This is a genomic window from Thermodesulfobacteriota bacterium (assembly GCA_034189135.1).
Lineage (GTDB): Bacteria > Desulfobacterota > Desulfobacteria > Desulfobacterales > JAUWMJ01 > JAUWMJ01.
Genome location: JAXHVO010000005.1, coordinates 1 through 23730 on the forward strand (window position 1 = coordinate 1; position 23730 = coordinate 23730).

General features: G+C 44.0%; 32 protein-coding genes, 1 tRNA gene and 1 riboswitch. Of the genes, 10 read left to right on the plus strand and 23 right to left on the minus strand.

The window, feature by feature from the left end; all coding sequences use genetic code 11:
- Positions 1–103: 103 nt before the first annotated feature.
- The 16 genes from SWH54_00330 to SWH54_00405 form a co-directional block, all read right to left on the minus strand.
- Complete coding sequence (locus tag SWH54_00330) at positions 104–790, minus strand: hypothetical protein (protein MDY6789697.1); 687 nt, start codon at positions 788–790, stop codon at positions 104–106.
- Positions 783–1061: a hypothetical protein gene (locus SWH54_00335; protein ID MDY6789698.1), complete on the minus strand. Its 279-nt coding sequence runs from the start codon at positions 1059–1061 to the stop codon at positions 783–785. Before SWH54_00335 ends, SWH54_00330 begins: the two co-directional genes overlap by 8 nt.
- 14 nt (positions 1062–1075) lie before the next feature.
- Positions 1076–1318, minus strand: a complete 243-nt coding sequence (locus SWH54_00340) for a hypothetical protein (GenBank protein MDY6789699.1) — start codon at positions 1316–1318, stop codon at positions 1076–1078.
- Between the two features lie 152 nt (positions 1319–1470).
- Complete coding sequence (locus tag SWH54_00345) at positions 1471–1965, minus strand: host-nuclease inhibitor Gam family protein (GenBank protein ID MDY6789700.1); 495 nt, start codon at positions 1963–1965, stop codon at positions 1471–1473.
- A gap of 32 nt (positions 1966–1997) precedes the next feature.
- Positions 1998–2393 (minus strand): hypothetical protein, encoded by a 396-nt coding sequence (locus SWH54_00350; GenBank protein MDY6789701.1) that lies wholly within the window; start codon positions 2391–2393, stop codon positions 1998–2000.
- A 70-nt stretch (positions 2394–2463) separates the two neighbouring features.
- Positions 2464–2601 (minus strand): hypothetical protein, encoded by a 138-nt coding sequence (locus tag SWH54_00355; protein MDY6789702.1) that lies wholly within the window; start codon positions 2599–2601, stop codon positions 2464–2466.
- The gene (locus tag SWH54_00360; GenBank protein MDY6789703.1) at positions 2585–2848 is read right to left on the minus strand and encodes a hypothetical protein; all 264 of its coding nucleotides are present in this window, start codon (positions 2846–2848) and stop codon (positions 2585–2587) included. Before SWH54_00360 ends, SWH54_00355 begins: the two co-directional genes overlap by 17 nt.
- 5 nt (positions 2849–2853) lie before the next feature.
- Positions 2854–3123: a hypothetical protein gene (locus tag SWH54_00365; protein MDY6789704.1), complete on the minus strand. Its 270-nt coding sequence runs from the start codon at positions 3121–3123 to the stop codon at positions 2854–2856.
- Between the two features lie 38 nt (positions 3124–3161).
- Positions 3162–3317 carry a hypothetical protein gene (locus SWH54_00370; GenBank protein MDY6789705.1) on the minus strand — a complete coding sequence of 52 codons (156 nt, stop codon included), beginning with the start codon at positions 3315–3317 and terminating at the stop codon, positions 3162–3164.
- A gap of 20 nt (positions 3318–3337) precedes the next feature.
- The gene (locus tag SWH54_00375) at positions 3338–3766 is read right to left on the minus strand and encodes a regulatory protein GemA (protein MDY6789706.1); all 429 of its coding nucleotides are present in this window, start codon (positions 3764–3766) and stop codon (positions 3338–3340) included.
- Entirely contained in the window at positions 3750–4295 is a 546-nt protein-coding gene (locus tag SWH54_00380) for a hypothetical protein (protein ID MDY6789707.1), read from the minus strand. Before SWH54_00380 ends, SWH54_00375 begins: the two co-directional genes overlap by 17 nt.
- On the minus strand, positions 4292–4510 hold the full coding sequence (locus tag SWH54_00385) for a hypothetical protein (protein ID MDY6789708.1): 219 nt from the start codon (positions 4508–4510) through the stop codon (positions 4292–4294). Before SWH54_00385 ends, SWH54_00380 begins: the two co-directional genes overlap by 4 nt.
- A 3-nt stretch (positions 4511–4513) precedes the next feature.
- Complete coding sequence (locus SWH54_00390) at positions 4514–5233, minus strand: ATP-binding protein (GenBank protein MDY6789709.1); 720 nt, start codon at positions 5231–5233, stop codon at positions 4514–4516.
- On the minus strand, positions 5221–7476 hold the full coding sequence (locus tag SWH54_00395; GenBank protein ID MDY6789710.1) for a transposase: 2256 nt from the start codon (positions 7474–7476) through the stop codon (positions 5221–5223). The genes SWH54_00390 and SWH54_00395 overlap by 13 nt, the downstream gene beginning before the upstream one ends.
- A gap of 9 nt (positions 7477–7485) precedes the next feature.
- Positions 7486–7998, minus strand: coding sequence for a hypothetical protein (locus tag SWH54_00400; protein MDY6789711.1), 513 nt, complete (start codon positions 7996–7998; stop codon positions 7486–7488).
- 51 nt (positions 7999–8049) lie between these two features.
- Complete coding sequence (locus SWH54_00405) at positions 8050–8292, minus strand: hypothetical protein (GenBank protein ID MDY6789712.1); 243 nt, start codon at positions 8290–8292, stop codon at positions 8050–8052.
- 95 nt (positions 8293–8387) lie between these two features.
- Between SWH54_00405 and SWH54_00410 the strand changes: the two genes are divergently transcribed.
- The 10 genes from SWH54_00410 (at position 8388) to SWH54_00455 (ending at position 15658) form a co-directional block, all read left to right on the plus strand.
- On the plus strand, positions 8388–8909 hold the full coding sequence (locus SWH54_00410) for a helix-turn-helix transcriptional regulator (protein MDY6789713.1): 522 nt from the start codon (positions 8388–8390) through the stop codon (positions 8907–8909).
- 439 nt (positions 8910–9348) lie between these two features.
- Positions 9349–9522, plus strand: a complete 174-nt coding sequence (locus SWH54_00415; protein ID MDY6789714.1) for a hypothetical protein — start codon at positions 9349–9351, stop codon at positions 9520–9522.
- A gap of 242 nt (positions 9523–9764) precedes the next feature.
- Positions 9765–10418 carry a type I restriction enzyme HsdR N-terminal domain-containing protein gene (locus SWH54_00420; protein MDY6789715.1) on the plus strand — a complete coding sequence of 218 codons (654 nt, stop codon included), beginning with the start codon at positions 9765–9767 and terminating at the stop codon, positions 10416–10418.
- Positions 10419–11640: 1222 nt separating this feature from the next.
- Positions 11641–12006: a hypothetical protein gene (locus SWH54_00425; GenBank protein ID MDY6789716.1), complete on the plus strand. Its 366-nt coding sequence runs from the start codon at positions 11641–11643 to the stop codon at positions 12004–12006.
- A gap of 282 nt (positions 12007–12288) precedes the next feature.
- Positions 12289–12387: riboswitch (cyclic di-GMP riboswitch) on the plus strand.
- A 98-nt stretch (positions 12388–12485) separates the two neighbouring features.
- Positions 12486–12845 (plus strand): hypothetical protein, encoded by a 360-nt coding sequence (locus SWH54_00430; protein ID MDY6789717.1) that lies wholly within the window; start codon positions 12486–12488, stop codon positions 12843–12845.
- Between the two features lie 50 nt (positions 12846–12895).
- The gene (locus SWH54_00435; GenBank protein MDY6789718.1) at positions 12896–13228 is read left to right on the plus strand and encodes a GIY-YIG nuclease family protein; all 333 of its coding nucleotides are present in this window, start codon (positions 12896–12898) and stop codon (positions 13226–13228) included.
- A 24-nt stretch (positions 13229–13252) separates the two neighbouring features.
- Positions 13253–13483 carry a hypothetical protein gene (locus tag SWH54_00440; protein MDY6789719.1) on the plus strand — a complete coding sequence of 77 codons (231 nt, stop codon included), beginning with the start codon at positions 13253–13255 and terminating at the stop codon, positions 13481–13483.
- A 49-nt stretch (positions 13484–13532) separates the two neighbouring features.
- Positions 13533–13733: a hypothetical protein gene (locus SWH54_00445; protein ID MDY6789720.1), complete on the plus strand. Its 201-nt coding sequence runs from the start codon at positions 13533–13535 to the stop codon at positions 13731–13733.
- Positions 13734–13905: 172 nt separating this feature from the next.
- The gene (locus SWH54_00450) at positions 13906–14736 is read left to right on the plus strand and encodes a hypothetical protein (protein MDY6789721.1); all 831 of its coding nucleotides are present in this window, start codon (positions 13906–13908) and stop codon (positions 14734–14736) included.
- 127 nt (positions 14737–14863) lie between these two features.
- The gene (locus SWH54_00455; protein MDY6789722.1) at positions 14864–15658 is read left to right on the plus strand and encodes a hypothetical protein; all 795 of its coding nucleotides are present in this window, start codon (positions 14864–14866) and stop codon (positions 15656–15658) included.
- Between the two features lie 1140 nt (positions 15659–16798).
- Here the strand turns inward: SWH54_00455 and SWH54_00460 are convergent.
- The 7 genes from SWH54_00460 to SWH54_00490 all read right to left on the minus strand — a co-directional run bounded on the left by SWH54_00460 (position 16799) and on the right by SWH54_00490 (position 23707).
- Positions 16799–16873 (minus strand) — tRNA-Val (locus SWH54_00460).
- A gap of 259 nt (positions 16874–17132) precedes the next feature.
- On the minus strand, positions 17133–17690 hold the full coding sequence (pgsA, locus tag SWH54_00465; protein MDY6789723.1) for a CDP-diacylglycerol--glycerol-3-phosphate 3-phosphatidyltransferase: 558 nt from the start codon (positions 17688–17690) through the stop codon (positions 17133–17135).
- Positions 17691–17720: 30 nt separating this feature from the next.
- A complete protein-coding gene (locus SWH54_00470; protein MDY6789724.1) occupies positions 17721–18944 on the minus strand; it encodes a hypothetical protein in 1224 nt (407 codons plus the stop codon).
- A 38-nt stretch (positions 18945–18982) separates the two neighbouring features.
- Complete coding sequence (locus SWH54_00475) at positions 18983–19963, minus strand: polyprenyl synthetase family protein (protein ID MDY6789725.1); 981 nt, start codon at positions 19961–19963, stop codon at positions 18983–18985.
- Positions 19960–21324 (minus strand): 30S ribosomal protein S12 methylthiotransferase RimO, encoded by a 1365-nt coding sequence (rimO, locus tag SWH54_00480; GenBank protein ID MDY6789726.1) that lies wholly within the window; start codon positions 21322–21324, stop codon positions 19960–19962. The genes SWH54_00475 and rimO overlap by 4 nt, the downstream gene beginning before the upstream one ends.
- A gap of 620 nt (positions 21325–21944) precedes the next feature.
- Positions 21945–22910: an electron transfer flavoprotein subunit alpha/FixB family protein gene (locus SWH54_00485; protein MDY6789727.1), complete on the minus strand. Its 966-nt coding sequence runs from the start codon at positions 22908–22910 to the stop codon at positions 21945–21947.
- A 14-nt stretch (positions 22911–22924) separates the two neighbouring features.
- Positions 22925–23707, minus strand: coding sequence for an electron transfer flavoprotein subunit beta/FixA family protein (locus tag SWH54_00490; protein MDY6789728.1), 783 nt, complete (start codon positions 23705–23707; stop codon positions 22925–22927).
- Between the last annotated feature and the right edge of the window lie 23 nt (positions 23708–23730).

Genomic DNA, 23730 nt, shown 5'->3' on the forward strand with positions numbered 1-23730 from the left:
GACAGCCCTTACCGGATGGGTTTTGAACCCATTAGACTCCTTCAGCGAATTTCAAATGTGGCTCTTTCGCCACCTATTCCAACGCTCCAGACTTCGCCTGGCGCTACGATGTTCGATGTTCTTTTTTGCATCCCCATGCAGACGATGTCGCCACCGCCAGCCCGATGGAAAGAGGCTCTAAAACCAACACTAAAACCAATATAAAAATCGAAGCCGCCCGGGTGGGATCGATGCCGAAAGTTTTCGCTGCAGCAAACACCGGTGCAGAAAATGCCCGATCGGTGATGCATTGTTTTTCAAGATCCGAACGCTCTTTTGAGATCTCAACCAGTCGGACCTGCATGCGGCCATATCCGGCTGCCTCTCGCTCTTTAATGCGTTTGGTCACGAACGTATCCGGCAGCCCGGCCAGGGTGGTATCAATGGTCTTGATGCTTTCGCTCAGGATCTTCTCCTCACGATCCAGGGCGACCAGCGCCGTCCGTGCCGCACTCAGCTCCCGGGTCCCCGTAACATGACTCTGGGACAGATACCCCAGGATTTCAACCGAGGTGATCATCACCAGGGCGGCGATCACGGCCATGTAGAAGCCGCGCATGATAAAATTCAAACCCTTCCATTTCCGGTGCAGGTGTACCACGGTGAGCAGCTTGCCCAGCTCCATGCCCGCGCCCATGAGGACAGCCACCATCCCGGCCCCGGCAAACACCGCCGCCAGGCCGTAAACGCTCATGTATGCGCTGGTTCCAAAAACCATCAATAATGCCGCTGTGATCAGTGTTTTATGCATACGCCCTCCCGTTTTCGGCTTCGCTGTGGCAAGCCCTGGTTATCAATGCTTTAACTCCTGGTGAAAGCTTCAACATCGTCCTCCTGTTCTGCAGCCGCAATTTGATTTGACCTGATTCTTGTTTTACACTCCGGACAAACCCTCTGCGCTTTTCAAGATCAAGCAGGCTGGACGGATCGGCAATATCATGAACAAAATCTCCCGGAACCAACGCATCTGCGTCTATCACCTTGAGCGGCTTGCTGAAAAAATCTTTGCTCATTTTATTCATCAGCGTATCCTCATTTATCGGTTCGGCAGGTGCATTAAAAACCGCATGGCCAGTGCCCCGGCCTGGGCGACTTTTGTTCGCAGGATGTCCACGTCCTCCAGGGCGTCCTGGTTTTCTATCGACGATTCAATCACCTCTCCGGCTTTTTTGGCCAGAATTATGGCCGCTTCGCCACGGCTGTCCGGCCATACCGGGCGGTTGTTCTCATCGATGGTCAGTTGTTTCAAAATTAAATGAATGGCATCCGGTCCCATCATTTTTTCTTCCTCCCGCTCACCTTACCCGTGCCGTTACACACGGGACAGGGTTCTCGTGGATGCTGCCTTTCGAAATGTATGCTCGCCACGGCAGGTTTTTCCCTTTTGATCATCTTTTTTCCTTTGCATTTCGGGCAGGTTTCCACGGCGTCTCACTTCGGGGAATTCACCTCGTATTCGAACAGCTCTTTATCTTTTCGCTCCGTGCCGAATTTTTTCAGCTTATCGTCCGGCCATTTCTCCAGCTCGTCCCAGTTGACCGTTTCCGTGGTCTTAATGGCCTTCTTTTCCTTTTCTTTTTTCAACCTGTCCAGCATACCCTTGGCCCGTTTGACCCACTTTTTTACGCTGTACAGCAGCGCACCGTGTTCCAGATCGATCCGAACGCTCTCGATTTCCTTAACCGGGCCGGGAATGGAAGCCTGTGCCGTGTCGATGAAAAGTCCTTTTTTATGCTTTTTAATCAGCCGCCTGAGTTGGCTGTCTCTGGTTTTAATAAGCGATTTCAGTCTATCGATATCATCCTGATATTTCCCGGCTATCTCTTCTATCTTGATAGCAATTTCCTTTTCGACCTCGGCAAGCCTGCTCTGCCATTCAGCGATCTCCTCTAATAGATAATCCGCCTGTTTTTTAATCTCCTTCACGATTTTCAATCCTTTCAACCCGCAACCCGCAACTATTCTTTCTTAAGTTCCAGCGACAGCTGTCCCACCAGTTCGGGCAGCGTCATTTTACGGACTTTGGCCTCCATCCCCAGGATTCCCAGGGCGCGTTTTCGCAACGTTTCGCAATAACTGGTTAGCTCGCTCCCGGCACTGGCCAGCCAGTATCCGCCGCTGTTTTGGGACTGTTTTGAGCAGATGGCCACCCCGTCTTTCCGCAGCTCGGTAATCAATATTCTGAGCGGGCGGGTGTCGTTGATCCGGTGTTCGTATGTGGTCTCAAATACCTGCTCATACAACTCCCCCATGCCGATTCTGTTGCTCTTTCCCACATGACCGGCCATGATTATCAGGATGCGGGTCCTGTAGGATTGCTTTTCCTGCTCGGTCATTTTCTTTTTTCGTGACATTTTATCCTCCCGTCTTCGCCTGCGGCTTCGCCGCGGCAAGCCCTTAGCCTCCTATCTTTAACCTTCCGCCTTAACCGGCCATTGCCAGCATGACCTGCGCCACCACCAGCAAAATAAATAGAAAAGCCGCCACCGGAATCACCACCCAGTTCATGAACCGGTCAATGCCGCTTTCAATTTTGTCCAAATAGTCATCTCTGATTTCCATTAAAGTTCTCCCGGGTCAAAACCGTGACCGCCATATTTTTTACCCGGTCGATCTTGACCACGATATCCAGATCCGGGTGCCAGTAGATCGCCAGCATACGGAACGGCGTGCCGTCCGGATGCTTCAACTCCCTTCCCATTTGTATTCGCACACCCTCTTTCAGTATTTTATGCACCGCCTCTATGGTAGGGTAGATTCCCACCCGTTTTTTCCAGTTCTCACAGAAATGTTGTGACAATCTCAGCATGAATTTTAGCCTTCTTCCTTAATCGCCTGCCGGTGCTGTTTCTCAAATTCTTTTTTCACCGGACGTATTCCAACCCAATAAACTATATGACGCCACAAGTAGCCAAAGACGTTGTTACCATCAATATCCGTAAAAAAACCTCCATTCCCGCACCAAAGTTCAGCGCCGTTCCTATGGGCAGTGAGGACTTTTTGGGAAATAGGGTTCCATCGCAATTTCCACTCGCCAGCCTTTAGTTGCTTGATTACACACATAGCTCTTTGTCGTTTATTCATTTATGTCTCCAGGTTCCCGCATTAGGTCGAGTGGCTTATTAGAAAAGTGAGCGTTCGCGTTCCTTTTTTAAGTCGTCAATTATATTTTCAGCTTCTGAAGAATCCAGTTGGAAAATATTTTCAATGTGGCTTTGGAACGCCATATAATTGGCTTCTAAAAAATCAATGATCATCATCAAATCAAATTCTTTCATGGTGTTTTCCTAATATAGGGTTATGCGTCGTCATGCATTTTTTGTGCTGTTTTATTTCTCTTTTGGTGATACATCAGCGCGGCCACGATCTTGTGCAGCTGGTGCGCATTGCACCAGCTCGCCGCATCGATGCCGAACATATTGCGAGCAATCGCGTCGGCATAACCTCGTTTCAGGCCCAGGTCCGCCAGGATCGCATCCACCTTTCCCAGCAGCCGGTCTTTGGAGCTGACCGGGCCTACTGCTTGCTTTCTTCTGCCTTTCGCCTTTTGTCTTTTAAACCCCAACTTGTAAAAATGCTTTATCACCAGGTTAAACTTGGCGGCATTCAGCTCCTTGGAAGATGCCACCCCCACACCTGCCAGCATGTCCCGGTATTCCGTTTCTGACATTCCGATCTTTGCCTTGGCCACATGGATGAGCGCTTTTTTTTTATTGCTGATCGGCATCTTCCGATATCTCCACCACCGCCATCCTGGCCTCCAGGGCCAGGGTCACCACCTTGTCTATGGCGTCCAGGGCTTTTTTCTTTTCCGCCCTGATCCGGCGCAGCTTTTCCGCCTTTTCCTCATTTTTCGGCATATCCACCGGATCTTGAATCATCAGGTAAATCCCGTTTTTATTTTTACGCACAATCCCCCGCCGCACCAGCATCTGCAGCCACTCTTTGACGTATGATTTTTCCGCTCCGGCCATTTCAATGAGGTCGTCCACGGTCACCTTGCGGCGGTCCCGCAACACCCGCCACATCACCTCCTGAAGCTGAGGCTTTTGTTTTTTGCCTTTATAGATATAGGCACCCTTTTTTAACGGTTCTATTTCACCGGAACGCTTCAAATCCAGAATCGTTCTGTACAGCTTCCGTTTTTCCGCATCCGATACCATGTCGAGCTCGATGGCAATTTCCTGTATCCAGATTTCCCGCCCTTTGCGATCCTGCATAATTTTTCTGACTTTACCTGCAAAAGTTTCTTTCATGCTTCACCCAAACCCAGACCCAGATATTTCACCGCTTCATCGAGCGCCTCTTCGTACCCGCAGCCGATGCGCTGGTATAGGGCCGCCTGCATATGTTTGGGCAGCCTTTTGTAGCAGTCCCAACAAAACGATTTACCAGGCTTTTTATAGTAGCCGCACAGGCACTCGTTGCTCTGTAGCTCCTGCCAGTAAAACTTTTTATCCGATACTTTCATGTCTTATCCGCTTAACCCCGCCTTGACCGCCACCCTGGCAATAGGGTCCGTGGGGTCAGGGGTTCCGTTGGCATTGGCATATTGCACCAGGGCCAGCATGTCCCGTTTGACGATCCTGAAATCACCTTCCGACGCACCGTGAAAAATCTTTGCCACAGACATGGAAAGCTTCAAACCCGTCGAGTCTTTGGCATACAAAAGGATGTCGGATACATCGATGGGTCCAAATTCCATCCGCCTGAAAACTCTGGACCAGACACGCCGGTTTTGCCGCATATAACCCTTCAGTTCTTCTTCACCGATAAGTATAAACGGTGCGGTGCTCATGTCCGACAGATCCCGGACCAGATCGAGAAACGATCCGGGCAGTTTTTCAATTTCATCAATAAACACCGGCATGGGGTTGGCGATCAGCCTGTCAACGATCTCCACAAAACACGGACCTTTTCTGGATGGAGCCGGATTGATTCGCAGTTCACGGCAAAGCGCCTTTAAGAACTCCAGCTCGCTGGTCCGCCAGATGGTGGCCACCCGAAGATAGATACACCCGGGGTTGTGCGCATGGTACCACTGGCTGGTCCGGGTTTTCCCGCGACCGGCCCGGCCGTATATCATACCCAGCCTACCTTCGCCCGCGCCCAGCTCCAGGCCGTCCATCATCACCTCAAAATTCCGCACATTTCGTGTTTTGATAAATACCGGCTTTACTTTTATTTCCTCCATACGTTTATTCCTTCCCTTTCATCCTCCTCGTTCTCCAACTGCCACACCATCATGGTGCGTGCCCGGTGCTCTTCGAAGCGCTCCATGTACATTTTATATTCACCGGTCTGCTCGTAATAGGTCATGAAAGCTCGATGCTCTTTGGGAATCAGGATATTCCGGGTTTCCAGCTCGATTAGTTTTTCATACCGGTCGATTTCGTTCATTTTCGGCAGCTCCTGGAATATCATGGCGGTCTCGTCGATGGATTCCGGGATATAATCGTCTTTCGGCTCCTCGGCGGGCATGTCCTTGTTCAGTTCGACCAGCTCATCATACTTGCGCTGGATCTCCTTTTTCTCGGCCTCTGTCAGCTTTCCGGACAGGTCGATCTTCTTAACTTCAGCCTTCAGCCCTCCACCTTCGACCTGTCCCTCGATTCCTATTTCAGCCAGCCTGCGCCGGTGTTCCGGAATAACCTCATTTTCCAGAAACGCCCGGGCGGTGACGTCGGCTTGTTTTTTCTGGTGTTCTTTGTATTTAATGTGTTTGACCAGCCTGGCCTGGTCTTCTTCGTTGCCCAGGACTGTGGCGGCAGGATGAACTTTTTCCACCGGCCTGGCTTCACAGATGAAATCGCCATTGCCGTCAAACACATATATGGCTGATTTGTCCTGCAGATCGTAACGTATGGTCACCTTGTGTTTGCGCCCGTAAAGGGCGGGATCATAATAATTCTGACCGAACAGCCGGATGCCGTTTCTCCGGATGGTGCGAACCTCTATACTCATCATGAGATATTGCAGTTCGGCCGGATTGACGCCGTCGCCCTTACCTTCCAAAAAAAGATCGAGTGGAGACCGGCCTTTCAAGTGCCCTTTTTGGGGTCTTTGCGCATAGGCGTCAAACCAGGCCGCGATAGCCATGTGTGCCTGCTCTAAGGTGATACATCTGCCGCCGGTCAGTTTGTCATATACTTTGCGATGCAGTTTTTCGCCGCGCAGCATCCGGGGCGGTTTTTTATCGATGGATGTGCCGGTATAGGTGGGGCACCAGCGTTCAAGTTCGGCAAAACTGCCGAAAAACCTTTCCACGGTTTTGCTTTGTCCGTGATACGGCCAGGCAAAGATCGTTTTGATGTCCAGGCGCTCGAAAAGCCCTGTAAAATTTTCCTGATCGAAATCGACACCTTTGAAAAACCGGGCTTTAAATGCTTTCCCGTTATCCAAATAGGCCACCTTGGGATATTTCCCCAGGCGCAGGATCGCCCGGCGAAGAGCCGACGCGATGGCCTGGGTATTCTCCGTGGGCATGATTTCCCATCCCAAAGGAAAGTTGGATTTCATGTCCTTCCACAGGATCAGCATCATTCTTTTAGGCTTACAGGGGGGCCAGGGGTTGATGATTTCGAAGTTGAGCACGTGGCCGTCCGCCACCAGGATGTCACCCACGTTGATCAGGCTGTAATCCCGCTCGATATAGTAGGCGCACTTATCATTCCACGCCTTGGCTCCCTGGCGGGAAAACACCCAGATATGATAGTTGTGCGATTTCCAGTACATCAGCCAGCGCCGGTAGGTGGCATCCGAATAACCGTCGCGGATATTTTTGTTTTCCATCATCCACCGGGCCTGGCGGATGGCTTCCGATATTTTGGGCCGGTTGGGTTGCAAGGCGCAGCGCAATAAAATATTTTCCTGGTCTTCGGTTAGACTCTGGCCGCGATGGCAAAACCCGCGTCCATCGGCCAGTTTGAGAGTGTCCCCGCTGTGGCGCATGGTTCGCTTCCAGCCTTCGACGGTTTTCCAGCTCACCCGGCCAAGCTCTTGATACAGTTTCGGGTAGGCGAGCCCGCTGTTATAGGCACGGATAAAATCCGTCCTGGCTTTGCTCTTGTTTCCCCAGGCGGATTTTTTCAGCGCCCGGACATACAGCCTAAGCAGGTCGGCCTTTGCCAGGGCATTGTTGATCTGCGCCTGGCAAAGGTCGTGCAGCCTCCCGGTAGGGACCTGTTGCACCGCTTCCGGAACCCTACAGCCTTGCGGGATGGTGATCTGTTTGGCCTGTTTTTCGATTTGTGCTTTATCGTATAGGATGCGGATTTCTTCAGGGAGTTTTGCGATGATGAATTCCTTGCGTTTTCCCCCACGGCCGTTGATAGATTTATAACTCCAATTTTGCTTTTTAGCTGCTATTTGTATCCAGCGAACGCTTTTACAGGTAACCTCCGAAAGTTCCATAGCTGTAACTGTATTGCCGTTCATTTGATTCTGTTACCTTCCCTTTTTAAGTTCCCGTTTCAGCTTCTGCATTTCGTAAACAGCCGTTTCCATCTTTCCCAGCATCAGCGTTTTTTTCTCATCCTGGGTGATTACATCGCCCTCTTCCGCCTCCGCAAATGACCGGCAAGGAGCAAGGCAGCCGGTAACATGGTGGATGGCATACAGCATCGGTGCAGGGATGGGATACCGGGCGGGCTTGGACAGATGGTGGTTGAACATGTGGATGGACAGATATTTACCTTTTTTGGCATGCCATCCGAAATAGGCGTTGATCCCGTCGACCACCTCTTCCCGACTCATGCCGGACTGCCGAACGGCCTTTTTGATGGCCGCCGCCTGTTCGATACAGGCTTCTTCATAACTTTCGATGTTTTTGGCAGGTTTGTTGGTGTGGATTGTCTCCAGGATTTCCGACTTTTCTTGCAGATGGGCTTGAACGCGCTTTTCAAAACTAAAATTGAAGGTGCGCTGTATGTGCTCTATATTTTTCTTTTTTTTAGACATTGACTTTCTGTGGCCTTTTGCAGTATGTCAAAAATAAAGTTTATTTCTGTATCAGGCGGCCTTGGATGCGACCTTGGATGTGCTTCGGTGTTTCGGCCCCAAATAGTATTCCGGGAAGACTTCCGTTTTATCTTTACCGATCGACCGAGCCACCTCTCGCATCGCCTCGTCGGAGGTGGCCTTTTTATTGACCACCAGTGAAATGAGCATCTCCGACTTGCCGAGCTTCTGAGCGATTGCCTTTTGTGTTATTTTGTTTATTTTTAAATCATTTTTAATTTCGTCGGGTGTCATACTCATCCTCTTTGTCTATTTAGGTTTTAGTTTTAGATAAATTTTATATTACTGAGTAATTATTTGTCAAGAAAAAAATATATCATAGTAATATTATGTCGCAAAAAAATATTTCTAATAAGGAAATTGGCCAGAGAATAAATAAAATACGAACATCGCTAAATTTATCTCAATCCTTATTTGCCAAGTCTTTAGGTGTGACGCAGGGATATATTAGCTGTATTGAAAAGGCTGAGAAAGATCCATCGATGACACTTTTGATACTTATTACTAAGCAATATAATATTACTAAGAAATGGCTAATAACCGGTGAAGGTGAAATGATCCAAGAAAGGGATGTGGAGTGTGACGATCCGAAGATCTCGAAGCTTTTGAAGAAGGTAAGGAAGGTGCTCAAAAGTGGCCACAAGGTGACGCAAGAAGCCCTGGAGGTTAGCATCCGCTATTTTTCTCAAGCCATAGACGATCTGGAACTTCTACAGGAAACAAAAAAACGCCAGAAAAATATGGAATCAAGAATGGCGTCGCTGGAAACGAGGATAAAGAAATCTGAAGACATCAGAAAGGAAGACCCTCCGGAACGGCAGGAAGAGCTTTTAAAACTAAGAACCGGATAACATTGATTTAAGATTAATATCAATGTGTTATAAAAAAGATTCAAATAAATGTAAAAAAATCACGTTTTGTTAGATTTATTTTAGCACCCTTCTTTTACCACTTTTCCCGATTATTCCCAATTAAAAGCGATTACACCCGATTAGAGAAAAATATACACTTGTGTCAACCCCAACCCGCAAGGCTGTTTTAAACGGAAAAACCTGTTCACTTTTCATTTTTTTTAAAATTCTTACTTCGTATTAAAAAATTTAATACCTGTCCTTAAAATTTCGCATCTATATAATAATATTATATATTTTATCTATTCGCACTCAATTTTTTAGTTCGCACTTCAGTTCGCACTTTAATAAATTAAGTGCGAACTGCTTTTTATGATAAATATTGATTTTTCCGGCCGGATGATGGTATAATATGCCGGTTTTAAATTTGGAGGTTGGAATGGAAGGAAATGATGAAGTTAAAAAAAATTCCAGTCTGAAATTGCAAAAAGGTTTATCCGTTCTATTAATTCTCATATCTGTTGTTGCTATTCTGGCCAGCCCTCACGGATTCTGGGCGTTTCTGTTTATCGCAGGTTTAATTTGGTTCGTTGTGATTAGGATTGTTGAGTAGCTTTAGACTATAAACATTGAAAACACACAAACCTGAACCGAATGCTTTTTCAACCAATAGCTTCACCGGGAGGCAGTATGTACACAAAATGTTCTAACAAACAGTGCGGACAGAAATATAAAATAAAATCCGAGATGATAGGATCAATGGGAAGGTGTAAAAAGTGTAATAATATCTTTAAAATAATTGAACTTCAGGCTGATCCGCCTCTTAAGAAAAAGCGAAGGTCAGCACTGGAAGTTATGGAGGAAAATATTATTAATATAAAACAAGAAGTTAGTAATTTTATTCCACGACTGAACACTTCTCTTGAGAAGAAGGAAAATGAAAGCGACACCAGGCTGCTTATTAATAAAATGCTGCAAAAAGTTCTGGGATATAGATTGGAAGATATTAAAACTGAGCAGAAAATAGAGGGACGCAGGGCTGATTATGTTCTATCAATAAAAGATAAAGATGTGATGGTTATTGAGGCAAAAAAAATTGGAATGCCTCTCAGGGAAAGACAGATATTTCAAGCAACCTCATATGGTGCCTATAGCGGAATTAAATGGTCTTTACTGACAAATGCTATTGTTTGGCAGCTTTATCATATATCAACAGAAGATAAAATTAAGGCAGACCTTGTTTTCACTATAGATCTGCGAGACGGCATTGATGATGATGAAGCAAAGTATTTTTATTTAATTTCAAAAGCCGGGTTGTCACGAAAAGATTTGCTGAAAAATCTTTGGCAAAAAATAAGTGCGCTCTGTTACGACAATATTATCGGTGCAATCCTCACAGACGATGTAATTTCCAAAATTAGAACAACCTTATCAAAACAGACAGGTTGTAAAATAAATAATGATGAGATCAGAACCGAAATTGAAGAAAACATTTTCCAACTTACATAACTGTGATTTATGTTACCCCGGAGCGTAACATCCGATGCCATGCGTCCTGTGAAATAGATAGTGTTATTCTATATATACAGTATCTCACAAAATATAGTTAAATATGTTAGCCTTAAATTAGATAGCCAAAAACGAGAAATCAATAATGACAACATATATAGTCACATTCGAAGTGAATGACACCGACAGAAGGGTGGAGCTCAAAGAAAAACTACAGAGTTATAAGAGTTATTGTCCAATCCATGATAATTGTTGGGCAATTATTACAGACCAAAAACCAGCGCAAATAATAGATTATCTTAAGGGAGGCTTGGTTGATCAGGACCGACTTTTTGTGGTTCGGTCAGGTACTCATGCTGCCTGGTGGAACACCTATGGTGAAAAGAATAGTGAGTGGTTGAAGGAGAATTTATAGGGTTGCGGGACGTTCCTTGATATATTGACAAGTCGGTTCGAGGCGTTCACTAGAAGTTTATAGCGGAGGTTCAAGACCTAAACAGGGTGCAGGTTATGCTGATTGTAAAGATTATTTACACCGCTTTCCTGGTATGGCAACTAAGTTTCTTTTTTGCCCTCCTGGAAAGCCTCTGGGAATCGCGAAAAAATAAAATACCTTAACTGAAATTCTCTCCCAGCGAATAATATCTAATGCTAGTGGATATAGGCAAATAAAAGGAGTCACACAAATTCACATGAAAGATATATTAGAAAAGCTCTCCTCTTACAACATATTCAACTATTTGTTTCCTGGGGTCCTATTTGCAGCAATGAGTGACATTATACTAACCTCTAACTCGCTGTTATTAGATGATAATGTTGTCGGAGTTTTTTTTTATTACTTTTACGGAATTGTCATTAGCCGCGTAGGATCTCTTTTGATCGAGCCATTCTTGCGATGGGCACATATTATACACTTCGCACCTTATACCGATTTCATCACTGCTTCAAAACTTGACCACAAAATAGAGTTGTTGTCCGAATCAAATAATATGTACCGAACTTTGATCTCGGTTTTCTTCTGCTTGCTGCTTCTGAGTTTTTTTGAATATATTGAGCAAGAAATATCATTCTTATCCAACCATTCTTTGATAATTGCTGTACTGGTACTACTTATTCTATTTGCTTTATCATACCGAAAGCAGACTGCATACCTCAAATCAAGAATAATGCAAGTGAATGAGAGTAAAAACACCAGTAACGGAAACGATGAGGAGGCAGAACGATGAAAGTAACTATTCATGACGTTGGACATGGTGCATGTGCGAGTTTAATTCACCAGAATGGCAACGTCATGCTGTGGGACTGCGGCCGCCGAGATGATTATCGACCTTCCGATTTTCTGCCGTCGATAGGGGTTTCGAAAGTTGATATTTTTTTCGTCACTAACTACGACGAGGATCACATTAGCGACCTCCCCAACTTGAGAGATAAAATACGTCTCAGGTCTTTAGCCAGAAATAAGAGCATTTCAGCCGAGCAGCTAAGATCGTTGAAACTTCAAAGTGGTCCGATCAGCACAGCGATGGGTTGCGGGACGCTCCTTGATATATTGACAAGTCAGTTCGAGGTGTTCATTAGAAGTTCATAGCGGAGGTTGGGGACCTAAACAGGGTACAGGTTATGCTGATTGTAAAGATTATTTATACTGCTTTTGTGGTTTGGATGCTATGTGTCCTTTTCGTCTTCCTGGGCAGCCTCTGGGAATCACGAAAAATTAGAATGCTTTTGCTGGAATTCCATCGTAGCGAATCAATATCTAATGTTAACCATTAGTTCCGTAAATGGGCAATGTGAAATATATATTATTTTAGAGGATAAGATTGACAGAATGCATCATCCCTGATAGAGTTTTTGAAAATTAAGTATTAATTTCTCGAAAAGGCAAATCCGGGGGGACCCGGATACGCAAAGCCCTTGAGCCTGAAACACCGGTTATATAGTTCGGTGCACAGGCAGTCAGGCTGCCGAAGGAAATAAATTAGAGGCTGTTTCGTTTCTTTTGGCGGAGCAGCTTTTTTATTTTAAGCGGCTGATCCGCCTCAACCACTATGTGTCCGGTAAAATAAAATGCCTAAGCTGAAATTCTTTCACCATAAATCAATATTTGATCTTAATCGCCTGTTAGGAAAAATTAAGCTTAAAACCTTTACAAATATCATCGATTCAGAAACCCGGCTGGTCGTTTCCATTATTGATAACGGACCGGATTATGATGATGGCTACTCTATTTCAATTACAACCCCGAGATATCCGGATGGAAAAGATGGGGTGCTGATTAAAGATAACGATCAACAGTTAATCGATCTAAAAGTATTTATTGACGATTTCATTAAGTCAAACAGAGATCAGAATTATAAGCTTCTTTTTGCAAGATATCTTGAAGATTTGGCTAAAATTATACGAAAAACTATTATTAAGGTGGTCTAAATATGCCTGAAAATAAACTACCTTGATCGCCCCAAAAAGGAGGTGTATAAATGAAAAGAATGGCAACTCTCACATTAATCGGTGTTTCTGGTAAAAAATATACATTCGATGTTTATCCGTATGGCACAATATTTGAGGCCATTGGCGCGGTTTATTATATATCCAGACGAACAGAAAAAGCTGATGGCACCGGCTCCCATGATCAAATATATATAGGCGAAACAGAAGATTTATCTGAAAGGTTTGATAATCACCACAAAAAAACTTGCTTTAAAATGTACAGTGCGAATTGCATTAACATCTATGAAGAGTCTGATGAAGGAAAAAGACCCAACATAGAAAAAGATCTCATAGATGCATACAATCCCCCTTGTAATGGGTAAACATAACAAAGGAAATCTATTAATATGAAGCATCGCCTTGAATTTGATTTTTATGAAACTAAAGATGATCGCAAATATGCCTTTTTTTATAATCTTGATGGAAATGTTGCCTGGGCAGTAGGATTTCCACCTCCACTGATTCCAAAACTTGGCGTTGGCAAAGCAGGCCCTGAAGTAAAAGCTGATTCTCAAGAAGATGCACGCCAAAAATTAATCAAAGCTATCGAATCCGGAAATTATTTAAATGAACCATAGACTACTGTAGAACCTGTGGGAATCACGAAAAGATTAAAATGGTGAAAATTTGAAGCCTTGTGACGAAAATATTAAGCAAACTTTAGAATTGGTAAATGACATGATCAGCATAGCTGAAAAAGGCGACGCAGATCGGGAAGATGATGGCTGTGGTATCCTTTATGGAGTTTTACTCGATACGGCCCACAAAATAAAACAAGTTGCAGAAACTGAAAAGAAAAATCATATAAACAAGGGGTGGTGGAAATAGAGCTGTATTAATTTTCTGAGTTTACTTGCAAAAAACAGTTTAAATCACTAATATGTTGTATTGTTTTTACTTTTCAACTTTATAACGCCAAATAGTCGTAATTAAATACGGCTATTAAGCCGTCTAATCTATGTTCGGTCAGGTACAAGACTATTTTGGTAAGGAGCGCTAAATGACAATCTTTATCCAGGATGGTACTGATCTAAAGATTGACACTTCGAACCTTACATTGCACGAGCGACACTTGATTAAGAGGTTATGGCCTCCATTGGAAAGCCATAGGGATCAGTTTGATTCGGCTTCAACAGGGGTATTTCCATCTCCAGATTTCGGCTATTTTATGCTTGCTGAGAGATATTGGCGAGCTTCCTTGTGCATCTATTTTGCAGGTTTTGGAAAAGGATTTATTGAAGCTGGAGTAGGATTTCTTGAGCCTTGGCTTTTCAATTGCCGTCATGCATTCGAACTTTATATAAAAGGGCTTTACCTTTATGCAGCTTGGTATGAAGATTTGACTAAAGATCCTCTAAGGAGAGGCTATAAAACCGAAATGGAAAGGATTGAAACCGAACATGCCCCAGCTAAAATATATGACGAATATAAACGAAATTTAAAAACAATTTTGGAGAAATGGGATACTGACGAAATAGGTGAGGTTCCAGAACTTGATAGAATGATTCTTACTCAACATGCTGAAATAATACTTTCTGAGCTAACTGAAGCAGACCCGAAAAGTTTTAAATTTAGGTATCCGAGTTTGATTCATAAGAAACCAGTCAATAAGAATAAAATTCATAGGATACAGGAACTGTCTTGGGTCTGGGATGCGGAAAAATTATTCACAGAAACCGGTTTGCCAAAAGAAGCTGGTGTGATGTTTGAACATATTAGAGTTTTAAACAGTCTCCATGATTTATTTAGCGAGCTATCTCACATAGCCGACTATCATGATGCAATTTATTCGTACATTGATGAGTTACAAGATTACGCATATGAATGGTAGTATAAAATAGTCCACAAATGAAAATCCTGCATGCAAAACTAAGCGAAATCTTAGATCACCGAACCAGCGGCAAGCCGCGACGTTAGGCTGAACCAGCAATGAACAATAAACGCAAGGTGCGCATAATATGAAGAAAGATTTTCCCCTCTGCGATTTCTTTAATAACAACGAAGCACTTCATTGTGCATCCTTGGTTATTACTCCAAATTTAACTGAGGATGACCGTGGGAGAAAAACTTTTTCACAGCCCTCCGAAGTGATTTCAAACGGGACTATCACATTCATAGAATATGGCGGAAAAACCTACGGCATCACTTGTTGGCACATAATCGAAATATTTCGTAATGCAGAAAATGAGCATGGCAAACATAGCCATACAATGAGAACTATGGTCAACGGATTCTATGTTATCATGGATCGATTTGTCAGGCCGTCACCGGAATTTGGTCAACCACAAATAGATATTGCTATCCGAGAAATCAACCCCGAGCACATTAAAAAAATCGGCAAAGCCCCAATTAAATTAGAGTCCCTTCCAGATATGCCGGATGAGTTACACCATGCTATCGCAATTGGATTTCCCACTAAGTTAAAGCATAAAAAGCAAGAAAATGAAGCCTTTCATAGAATTTTAATGCCACATGTATCGATTGTCGCAGAACTGAGTGATGGAAAACCAACTCAGCGATTTAACATGTTTAGTGAACTCGAAGAAAAACCTGATGTAATAGATTATAGCGGTGTTAGTGGCGGACCTATCTATTGGAGTACCGAGAAAGAGTATGGAATTATCGGAATAAATTACGAGAGTGCTGCTGGTTCAGAATTGTTTGGAGAAAAATCAATTCATGTATCAGGCGAATTAGCCACCCTGGACATAATCAAAAAATGGATAAAAGAATATCATGATAAAACTGCCTAACGAGACGGTTGCACCTGATCGCAGGATTCGAGCCGCTTAGAAAGGTTTTCGGTTTTTGAAAATAACTGGTATTTTGAGAGTTTGCTGGAAACCCCTGCGCCAAGTGAACCGCAGCGTTATTTTCTTCTTTTAATTTTCTGAGTTTACATGCAAAAAATAGCTTAACTGAAATTCTCGCTAAGTTCGATTTTCATGACTTACCGAGAAAACTTTAGAATAAATAGTTTAGTGCCAAATAGGAGAGATATGAGAATTGGTGAAAAAAACAAGAATAAGCAATGCCTTGTAATGAAAACTGATAAAAAGAGCACTACCCATCCCTATGCTACTATTTGGCATATGAAGTGTACTCATTGTGGGCATAAATATGGATGCAATAGCTGTGATGCACATATTCGCAAATGCCCTCGTTGTGATAAAGCAGCAACAGGCGAACCTATTTAATTGAATTTACCGGCTTGGATATAAGGGTAGGGATTGAACTCAGCGTGAGTATCTTGTTTGGGTTGGAAATGAGCATTAAAACCTTGATTAAATTCATCGTGGAGGTGTTTATGGAAAACTCATTCGTGCTTTTTTCATGCATTTGGTGCGGGGTGGCGTTTCTGCGGGGCCTTGGTGGGACACTTCCAACCCAAATGAGAGATTAGCGTTGTTTAATAGATAACTATCTGTTCCAGGAGAAACGTAGAGAGGTTCGATTCCTCTCCCTCGCACTAAAACATCACTTAACCTCATGTTTTACTCGGGCAGGTGCTCCGCTTGCCTTAAGCACCTACAGGTAAGTATGGCTGTTATTTTCTACTTTCAATTTTCTGAATTTATCTGCAAAAAACAGCCCAAAAACCCCAAAAAACCGCTAATTTTCTCATCATTAAATTTACTATTAAAATATTTAATACATCTCCCATAAATATCCGTTTCGTCTCATAATAGTCTCCTATATAGCTCCATGAATCCTTATTTTTAAATTTCTGAGTTCATTTGTCCCCCCACATTGGGAAAAGCCGAAGGGACAATTTTAAGAAAAGGATTTTGCCGGAATATCAAATAATGATGAGCCCGAAAAGAGATACAATATTGAAATGATGGCCAGATAAAAAAGGGCCACAGCCAATACCGTAACCCCTTTGAATTCTCTGGTAGGCACGAGTGGATTTGAACCACCGACCTCTACCGTGTCAGGGTAGCGCTCTCCCCCTGAGCTACGTGCCTGTGAGTTTTTTATTCTGATATCACCGGCCTATTTTACTGTCAAGGCAAATTGACCTTCCTGCCACATTTATCTTTATCAATAGTGCGTTTTCTTGGCTTATTGGTTTGATAATTGCACAGAAGTTGCGGGTTTCAAGTGGTGAATGGGAAATAATCCTTTTTAAAACCTGGAATTTAAGAGGTGTGACCTGTCACCATATTGCGTCAGACAAAAGAAGCAATTGCGAACCAAAGCGGGAAATTTGCGTGGTCGGTTTGTTTACTCTGTATGGTTGTTTGACGAGGCATTCTGAACAATATTTAGTCCCTTGTAAACATAATGCAAACCGGACATGATCGTCAGCACTGCTGTTAACCAGTAAAGTGCATATGTGATTGCTGAAACCCCGTGAATTTCTGTTTGAAGGAGAGTAAGAAACACTGTCACTAGCTGCGCTGCCGTGGTACATTTGCTGACAATGCTCGGTTTAATCTCGACTCGTATGTTTGTCATTGCAAAAATAAACATTCCGATAGCTATTAAAACATCTCGGCTGATTACGATCACCGCAAGCCACGGTGGAATAATATTTAAAATCGCAAGCGATGCATAAGCCGCAGTTAACAAAAGCTTGTCTGCAATGGGATCCAGATAAGCCCCTAAAGTTGTGCGCTGATTTAAATACCTTGCAATAAAGCCGTCCAGGCCATCGCTGATACCTGCAAGGGTAAAAACAATCATCGCAGAAAAATAAAGATGCTTCAGCAGAAAAATAACGAATAAAGGGGTAAGAAGTATTCTGAGAAGCGTTAAGATATTAGGAATATTTATTGGCATATCCGGTAATTTCGATTTGTTACGAATTGATTATTGCTCTATAGAAGATTGACTTCCAATCAGCTCTATCTTTAGCTGGCTATCTGTTACATCATAAATATTTATGCCAAACGATTCAAAAGCCTTCAGCATCAAGGCAGCTGCAAGCTCTTTGGTTTTCCCGCTATACTCGACCCGAATCTTTGCCTTATCGGATTTAAGCTCTTTTACCTGGACAAACTTTACCCCCTCTATGGTACTCAGCATTCTGCGAAACATAACAAAATTGGCCAGATTCCCGGCTCCTTTTAGAAGGATTTCAAAGTTTTCAGTGTCTTCATCCTTTTTAAGCCACGCCGATACGATCTGCCTGGCGATCTCTTCACCGGCCAGGGTTCCGGCGCCAGAAAGCGCTTCCCGCCCCCCTTCAAATTCATTCACGTTCGCGGTTACTGCTGTTCTGCTTATGGAACCAATCTGCTTGCCCGTTCTTACCAATAATGCACGAATGTCTGTCAGGCCCTTAAACGATTTCATGTCTGTACCCATGGTGTTAGACAAATGATTTGCAACTGAACTTCCGATAATGATCACATCCACGTTTATTTTGGTCGCAAAATCGATAGCTTCCCGGTCCTTAAGATCTGGGTCATCGGCAACCATTCTAACGGCCATATTCTGAATGCGCGGTCCGTGCTTTATTATTTTAAAACCTTTTTCTTTCATTGCATCAACAATGGCTTTTTCTGAAGCCAAGTTCACAAAAGGCATGCCCTTCCCCCACCAGTATTTTGGTGAGGTGTCATCAATACTTTGCTGTGCGATGAAAAAAAGAATCTTCGGCATCGTCATTTTTTCTTTGGTGATTCCAGCTCTTGTCAGGTTTCTTTCTATCGTTCGGCTGGAAACATTGACCTGAACCATTACCCGGTAAGTACTTTCGAATCTGGCCTCAGTCAGCACCTTGTATCCTCTGATATACTTATCGATATTGGTGTAAAGTATTTCATTAAACGTCTCAAAATTTTCAATCATCGAATCAATATTCATCAGGCCGGTTGCCTTGAGACCCACTGCGGTAACCAGACAGTTTTTTATTGCTTCCTTTCTTGCAGCGGAAACGTTTTCTTTCTTGACACGGCTGGTCCCCATAACAATGAAGGTGTCTTTTGTCTGTTGGGCATCTGCCATGTCAAAGCCGAATGCAATCATCACAGCAGCAATGAAAAATACGGTAATAAATACTTTTTTTACTAAGCTATTAAATAAAGGCATTCTTTTTACCTCCACCCTTTTTGGAGTGCTTTGCTCCACTATGCTTTCCGGTGTAGCGCATAATCTGCCACTTTTATCAGAATTTCTTTTGTTTCTGAAGGATCAAATATCGAAAGGGCTTTTTTTGCCTTCTCAATATGATCCGATGCCAGCTTTTGTGTATAGGAAATCCCTTTATACTTTAGTAACAACTTTAACAGTGTTTTAAAATCATTAACAGAAAAATCTTTATTTTTTATAATATGCTCCATCCTGTTTCGATCTTTTATATCCGCCGCTTTAAGAGAATAAATAACCGGCAAGGTCAGCTTCCCTTCTTTTAAGTCAGCCCCGACTTCTTTCCCCAGTGCTTTTGTATCTGAGGTGTAGTCCAGAAGGTCATCCGCCATTTGAAACGCAAGCCCTAGATGATAACCGTAATCTGAAAGAGCTTCTTCCTTTTCATCCGATGCAGCTGAGATGATTGCACTTATGCGACAGGCTCCCTGGAATAAGACGGCCGTCTTCCGTCTGATCACCTCCATGTATTCTTCTTCTGAAATGTCCAACTCTCCTTTACGCATCAGCTGATGTATTTCACCCTGGGACATATTTTCAGTAATGGTGGCAATGGTTTTGATCACCTTCATATTCCCTGTTTTGACTGAAATAGAAAGGGAGCGTGCAAGAAGAAAATCACCCACCAGAATTGCCGCAGAATTGCCCCAGATTGAATGGGCCACAGGCTTGCCTCTCCGCATGGTGGCATCATCTATCAGATCGTCATGTAAAAGGGACGCTGCATGCAGATATTCGAAAACGGTTGAAAACGTCTTGTCATAATCTCCTTTATAGCCGCAAAGTCTTGCAGAAAGAACCATAAGCAGGGGTCTCAGCCGCTTTCCTCCGGAGAACAAAATATGACGGGCGACATTTGAAATCAGGTCAAGATACGGATTTAAATTCTGTTCAAGGGCGACCTCAATCGCCGCAAGGTCATCTTTCACCATGACAAGAATTTCCTGCTTTAGATTACTCATACGGCTTCTCCTCTAAGGTCATATTCTTCTGTTTCAGTAATTTTGACGTCAGTAAAAGAGCCTATCCTTATACCGGAATGCAACTTGCCGGGCTTAACATAGGTCAAACCATCCACATCCGGTGCCTGAAAAAAAGTCCTGCCTGAATAAAGGTTTTCTTCAAGTTCTTCTTCCACCAGCACTTTTACAACCCTGCCGGCATATTTTAAATTGTTTTCCCTGGATATTTTCGCTTGAACGGACATCAGTCGATTATAGCGCATGTTTGCTACCTGTTGCTCAACATGATCCGCCAATCGGTGCGATGGAAGATCTTTAAAATCAGAATAGATAAAAACCCCCAGATGATCAAAGCGCAAGTCCTTAACAAATGAAAGCAGCTTGTCAAAGTCCGTATCTGTTTCTCCTGGGAAACCAACGATTACAGTGGTCCTGATCGCAGCATGCGGAATACGCAATCTGATTTTATCAATCAACCTGCGCAGGTCGTCACGGCTGTAATTCCGTCCCATTCTCTTTAGAACCCCGTTGGCGGCATGCTGAATCGGAATGTCAAAATATGAACATATATTTTCATTTTCTGCAACCGCTTTGACCACCGAATCTTCAATACTCTCCGGATGCATGTAAAGAACCCTGACCCACAGATTGTCGGCACAGCCTGCCCTTCCTGAATCACACCGGGTGGATCCGGATATGCCCGCAAGGTCTGTTAAAAGCTGTGAAAAATTAAAATTCTGAGGTAAACCCCTTCCATAGGCAGTTGTGTCCTGAGCAATCAGTACGAGTTCCTTGATGCCGGAAAAATATAAATGCCTCGCTTCAGTAATGATATCTGCAGGCAACCGGCTTTTCTGTTTTCCCCGAAGTTCAGGGATAATGCAGTAAGTACAATGCCGGCTGCATCCTTCGGCGATCTTCACATAAGCCATATAGGAGGAACTTTGAACCCTTGGCGTATTCTGCTCCTGGAGGGGCAACAAGTCAGGATTCGGCAAAAGGCAATCTGAACCAAGGAAGCCCCCGGCAGCCTCTGTAATTTTGTCAAATGCGCCTGTACCTAAAAAAACGTCTACTTCCGGAAGGGTGTTGACTATCTCTTGTCCAAACCGCTGGGGAAGGCAACCTGTCACGATAAGCCGCTTTAATGCGCCATTTTGTTTATACCCGGCAAGCTCAATAATGGTATCAATCGATTCATTCGCAGCAGGCTCAATAAAGCTGCAGGTGTTCACAATGATGACTTCAGCCTCGGCAGGATCTTCTGTGATGGTCCATCCCTTTTCTCTCAGCCGTCCGAGCATAATCTCACTGTCAACCAGATTCCTGGCACACCCAAGGCTAACAAGATTCAGTTTCATTTTTTAAATACGTCTGAATTTGATAGATTTATAAAAAGTCATTTTTCACCCCAGAGCTCGCAGAGAACACAAAGAATATCTTGGTTTAATAATTTCTCAAGTTTCGCACCCCGGTTTGTCGGAAAGTAATGCCCTGACGGCAGGTAACATATAAAATCAGATGTGAATCGAAACGGTTATATTTTTTTCTGTAAGGGGATATGTGGGTCATCTGCTCTACCTTTTCGCAGTGTACGGATATTTGGGATAGACCGTCCCTTTTATATTGTTTAGCAACGGATAGACTGTATCCCAAATATCCGGACACGCTGCAACCGATTCAATTCATATCCCCTGGAAGAAAATAATATAACTGTCTCGATTCACACCCTTAACACCAATCGGCGCTTTAACAATTCCGGCTCCACCGTAGATAGGGGGTGCGAAACTTGAGAAATTAATCTGCGAGTTCAGTGCTTTTCCTAGTAAATTCATATTTTTACGGCGCCACCAAAGTTTAAAGGCTGCCTGAAATACAAGCAGCCTTTAAAAACCTGCCGACACCGAATGGTGTCGGATTCGAAAAACGATCTACAAGTTCATCAGCTTCACTACTTAGCGGCTATTGCCTACGTGTTCGTCTATCCTTTTAACTTTTTTATTTCTTCTGTAACCAGAGGAAGAACCTCAAAAAGATCGCCCACTATTCCATAATCTGCTTTTGAAAAAATGGGAGCTTCTGAATCTTTGTTTATGGCAACGATGACTTTGGAAGACGACATACCGGCAAGATGCTGAATGGCTCCTGATATTCCGGCAGCGATATATAAATTTGGTGAAACAACCTTACCGGTCTGCCCCACCTGGTCTGAATGTGGCCTCCATCCTTCATCCACGGCAGATCGAGAGGCCCCCACAGCTCCTTCGAGTAATGCGGCCATTTCTTCAACTACAGCATAATCAGAGCCGCCCATGCCTCTTCCGCCGGATACCACTACATCCGCTTCAGTCAAATCGATTTTCCCGGTTTCCAGTTTCTTTTCAACGAAATTCATATCGGTTTTCCCGGCATCCACATCGATCTTTTCCACCGATCCAGCTCCTTCAGACTCTGCAATGGGCATGGCGTTGGGGCGAATCCCCACAATTCTAAGTTTGCCTTCAAGCGCGACATCAGCCAGAATTTTGCCCCCGTACATCGGACGGGTAACAACCAAATTTTCACCGTCTACGCTGACTGACACACAATCCATGGCAAGAGCTGCGCCCAAACGCGCCGAGAGGCGTGCCGAAAGGTCTCTTCCCTGTACCGATGAACCTAAAATCACGGCTGCCGGATCTTCTTTTTCAATGATGTCTGCAATGACATTGGTATAGGCATCTGTCAGGTATTCGCTCAATGCCGGGTTATCGCCAACCAGAATCCGGTCAGCACCATATTTCCCAAGGTCTTTTGAAATATCCTCAATACCTGATCCTAAAACCACCGCGGTCAGATCACAGCCTAAACTGCCGGCCATGCGTTTTCCCTCGCTTAAAGCTTCATAAGTTACTTTTCGAAAAGCACCATCTATCTGTTCTGCTATTGCAAGTATTCCCTGTGACATATTTATCTCCTCATCTAAATGACTTTTGCATCTTCATGTAATAACTTGACCAGTTCAACAGCTTTATCCTGAGCCGTTTCACCTTCAATAATAGTCCCTCCCTCTCTTTCCGGAGGAAATTTCATCGCCTTTATCCGGATGACCGGCTCCCCGATTTTTGCCTGATCAAGCCCTATATCAGCCAGCGTTTTGGTATCTAAAGGCTTCTTTTTTGCTTTCATTATACCGGGAAGAGAAGCATAACGAGGTTCGTTTAATCCCCTTTGGGTAGTAAAAAGGGCTGGTAGCGGCGCCTCAACAACCGAGGTTCCACCATCAATGCTTCGTTGGCATTTGATCTTTCCGTCAGCAATCTCTTCCTTAATAACCATAGAGATGCATGGAATGCCCATAAATTCTGCCACAGCCGACCCCACCTGATAATTATCATCATCAACCGCACGCTGTCCGGCTATAATCAGGTCGTGAGGAAGATCTTTCAGTCCAGCCGCAAGAATTCGTGCAATACCAAGAGCATCACACCCTGCTGCTGCCGGATCGTTAATCAATATTCCCTCATCCGCACCCATGGCCAGAGCAGTTCGAATCGCCTCCACGGTTTTATCGGTTCCCACTGAAATGATGGTCACCTTTCCTCCCTGTGCCTCCTTGATTCTCAGCGCCTCTTCCACCGCAATCTCATCATAAGGGTTCATGACAAACTTTATGTCATCGGTTCTGATTGATACCCCGTCATCAGCGATTTTTACCAGTGATTCTGTTGCCGGAACCTGCTTTAATAAAACGACAATTTCCATTTTTTTTAACCTCTCCTTTGAAA

Bases quoted from the DNA above. Each gene is read 5' to 3' on its own strand.
- SWH54_00330 (MDY6789697.1), bottom strand. From the start codon at position 790: ATGCATAAAACACTGATCACAGCGGCATTATTGATGGTTTTTGGAACC.
- SWH54_00335 (MDY6789698.1), bottom strand. From the start codon at position 1,061: ATGAATAAAATGAGCAAAGATTTTTTCAGCAAGCCGCTCAAGGTGATA.
- SWH54_00340 (MDY6789699.1), bottom strand. From the start codon at position 1,318: ATGATGGGACCGGATGCCATTCATTTAATTTTGAAACAACTGACCATC.
- SWH54_00350 (MDY6789701.1), bottom strand. From the start codon at position 2,393: ATGTCACGAAAAAAGAAAATGACCGAGCAGGAAAAGCAATCCTACAGG.
- SWH54_00355 (MDY6789702.1), bottom strand. From the start codon at position 2,601: ATGGAAATCAGAGATGACTATTTGGACAAAATTGAAAGCGGCATTGAC.
- SWH54_00360 (MDY6789703.1), bottom strand. From the start codon at position 2,848: ATGCTGAGATTGTCACAACATTTCTGTGAGAACTGGAAAAAACGGGTG.
- SWH54_00365 (MDY6789704.1), bottom strand. From the start codon at position 3,123: ATGAATAAACGACAAAGAGCTATGTGTGTAATCAAGCAACTAAAGGCT.
- SWH54_00370 (MDY6789705.1), bottom strand. From the start codon at position 3,317: ATGAAAGAATTTGATTTGATGATGATCATTGATTTTTTAGAAGCCAAT.
- SWH54_00375 (MDY6789706.1), bottom strand. From the start codon at position 3,766: ATGCCGATCAGCAATAAAAAAAAAGCGCTCATCCATGTGGCCAAGGCA.
- SWH54_00380 (MDY6789707.1), bottom strand. From the start codon at position 4,295: ATGAAAGAAACTTTTGCAGGTAAAGTCAGAAAAATTATGCAGGATCGC.
- SWH54_00385 (MDY6789708.1), bottom strand. From the start codon at position 4,510: ATGAAAGTATCGGATAAAAAGTTTTACTGGCAGGAGCTACAGAGCAAC.
- SWH54_00390 (MDY6789709.1), bottom strand. From the start codon at position 5,233: ATGGAGGAAATAAAAGTAAAGCCGGTATTTATCAAAACACGAAATGTG.
- SWH54_00395 (MDY6789710.1), bottom strand. From the start codon at position 7,476: ATGAACGGCAATACAGTTACAGCTATGGAACTTTCGGAGGTTACCTGT.
- SWH54_00400 (MDY6789711.1), bottom strand. From the start codon at position 7,998: ATGTCTAAAAAAAAGAAAAATATAGAGCACATACAGCGCACCTTCAAT.
- SWH54_00405 (MDY6789712.1), bottom strand. From the start codon at position 8,292: ATGACACCCGACGAAATTAAAAATGATTTAAAAATAAACAAAATAACA.
- SWH54_00410 (MDY6789713.1), top strand. From the start codon at position 8,388: ATGTCGCAAAAAAATATTTCTAATAAGGAAATTGGCCAGAGAATAAAT.
- SWH54_00415 (MDY6789714.1), top strand. From the start codon at position 9,349: ATGGAAGGAAATGATGAAGTTAAAAAAAATTCCAGTCTGAAATTGCAA.
- SWH54_00420 (MDY6789715.1), top strand. From the start codon at position 9,765: ATGGAGGAAAATATTATTAATATAAAACAAGAAGTTAGTAATTTTATT.
- SWH54_00425 (MDY6789716.1), top strand. From the start codon at position 11,641: ATGAAAGTAACTATTCATGACGTTGGACATGGTGCATGTGCGAGTTTA.
- SWH54_00430 (MDY6789717.1), top strand. From the start codon at position 12,486: ATGCCTAAGCTGAAATTCTTTCACCATAAATCAATATTTGATCTTAAT.
- SWH54_00435 (MDY6789718.1), top strand. From the start codon at position 12,896: ATGAAAAGAATGGCAACTCTCACATTAATCGGTGTTTCTGGTAAAAAA.
- SWH54_00440 (MDY6789719.1), top strand. From the start codon at position 13,253: ATGAAGCATCGCCTTGAATTTGATTTTTATGAAACTAAAGATGATCGC.
- SWH54_00450 (MDY6789721.1), top strand. From the start codon at position 13,906: ATGACAATCTTTATCCAGGATGGTACTGATCTAAAGATTGACACTTCG.
- SWH54_00455 (MDY6789722.1), top strand. From the start codon at position 14,864: ATGAAGAAAGATTTTCCCCTCTGCGATTTCTTTAATAACAACGAAGCA.
- pgsA (MDY6789723.1), bottom strand. From the start codon at position 17,690: ATGCCAATAAATATTCCTAATATCTTAACGCTTCTCAGAATACTTCTT.
- SWH54_00470 (MDY6789724.1), bottom strand. From the start codon at position 18,944: ATGCCTTTATTTAATAGCTTAGTAAAAAAAGTATTTATTACCGTATTT.
- SWH54_00475 (MDY6789725.1), bottom strand. From the start codon at position 19,963: ATGAGTAATCTAAAGCAGGAAATTCTTGTCATGGTGAAAGATGACCTT.
- rimO (MDY6789726.1), bottom strand. From the start codon at position 21,324: ATGAAACTGAATCTTGTTAGCCTTGGGTGTGCCAGGAATCTGGTTGAC.
- SWH54_00485 (MDY6789727.1), bottom strand. From the start codon at position 22,910: ATGTCACAGGGAATACTTGCAATAGCAGAACAGATAGATGGTGCTTTT.
- SWH54_00490 (MDY6789728.1), bottom strand. From the start codon at position 23,707: ATGGAAATTGTCGTTTTATTAAAGCAGGTTCCGGCAACAGAATCACTG.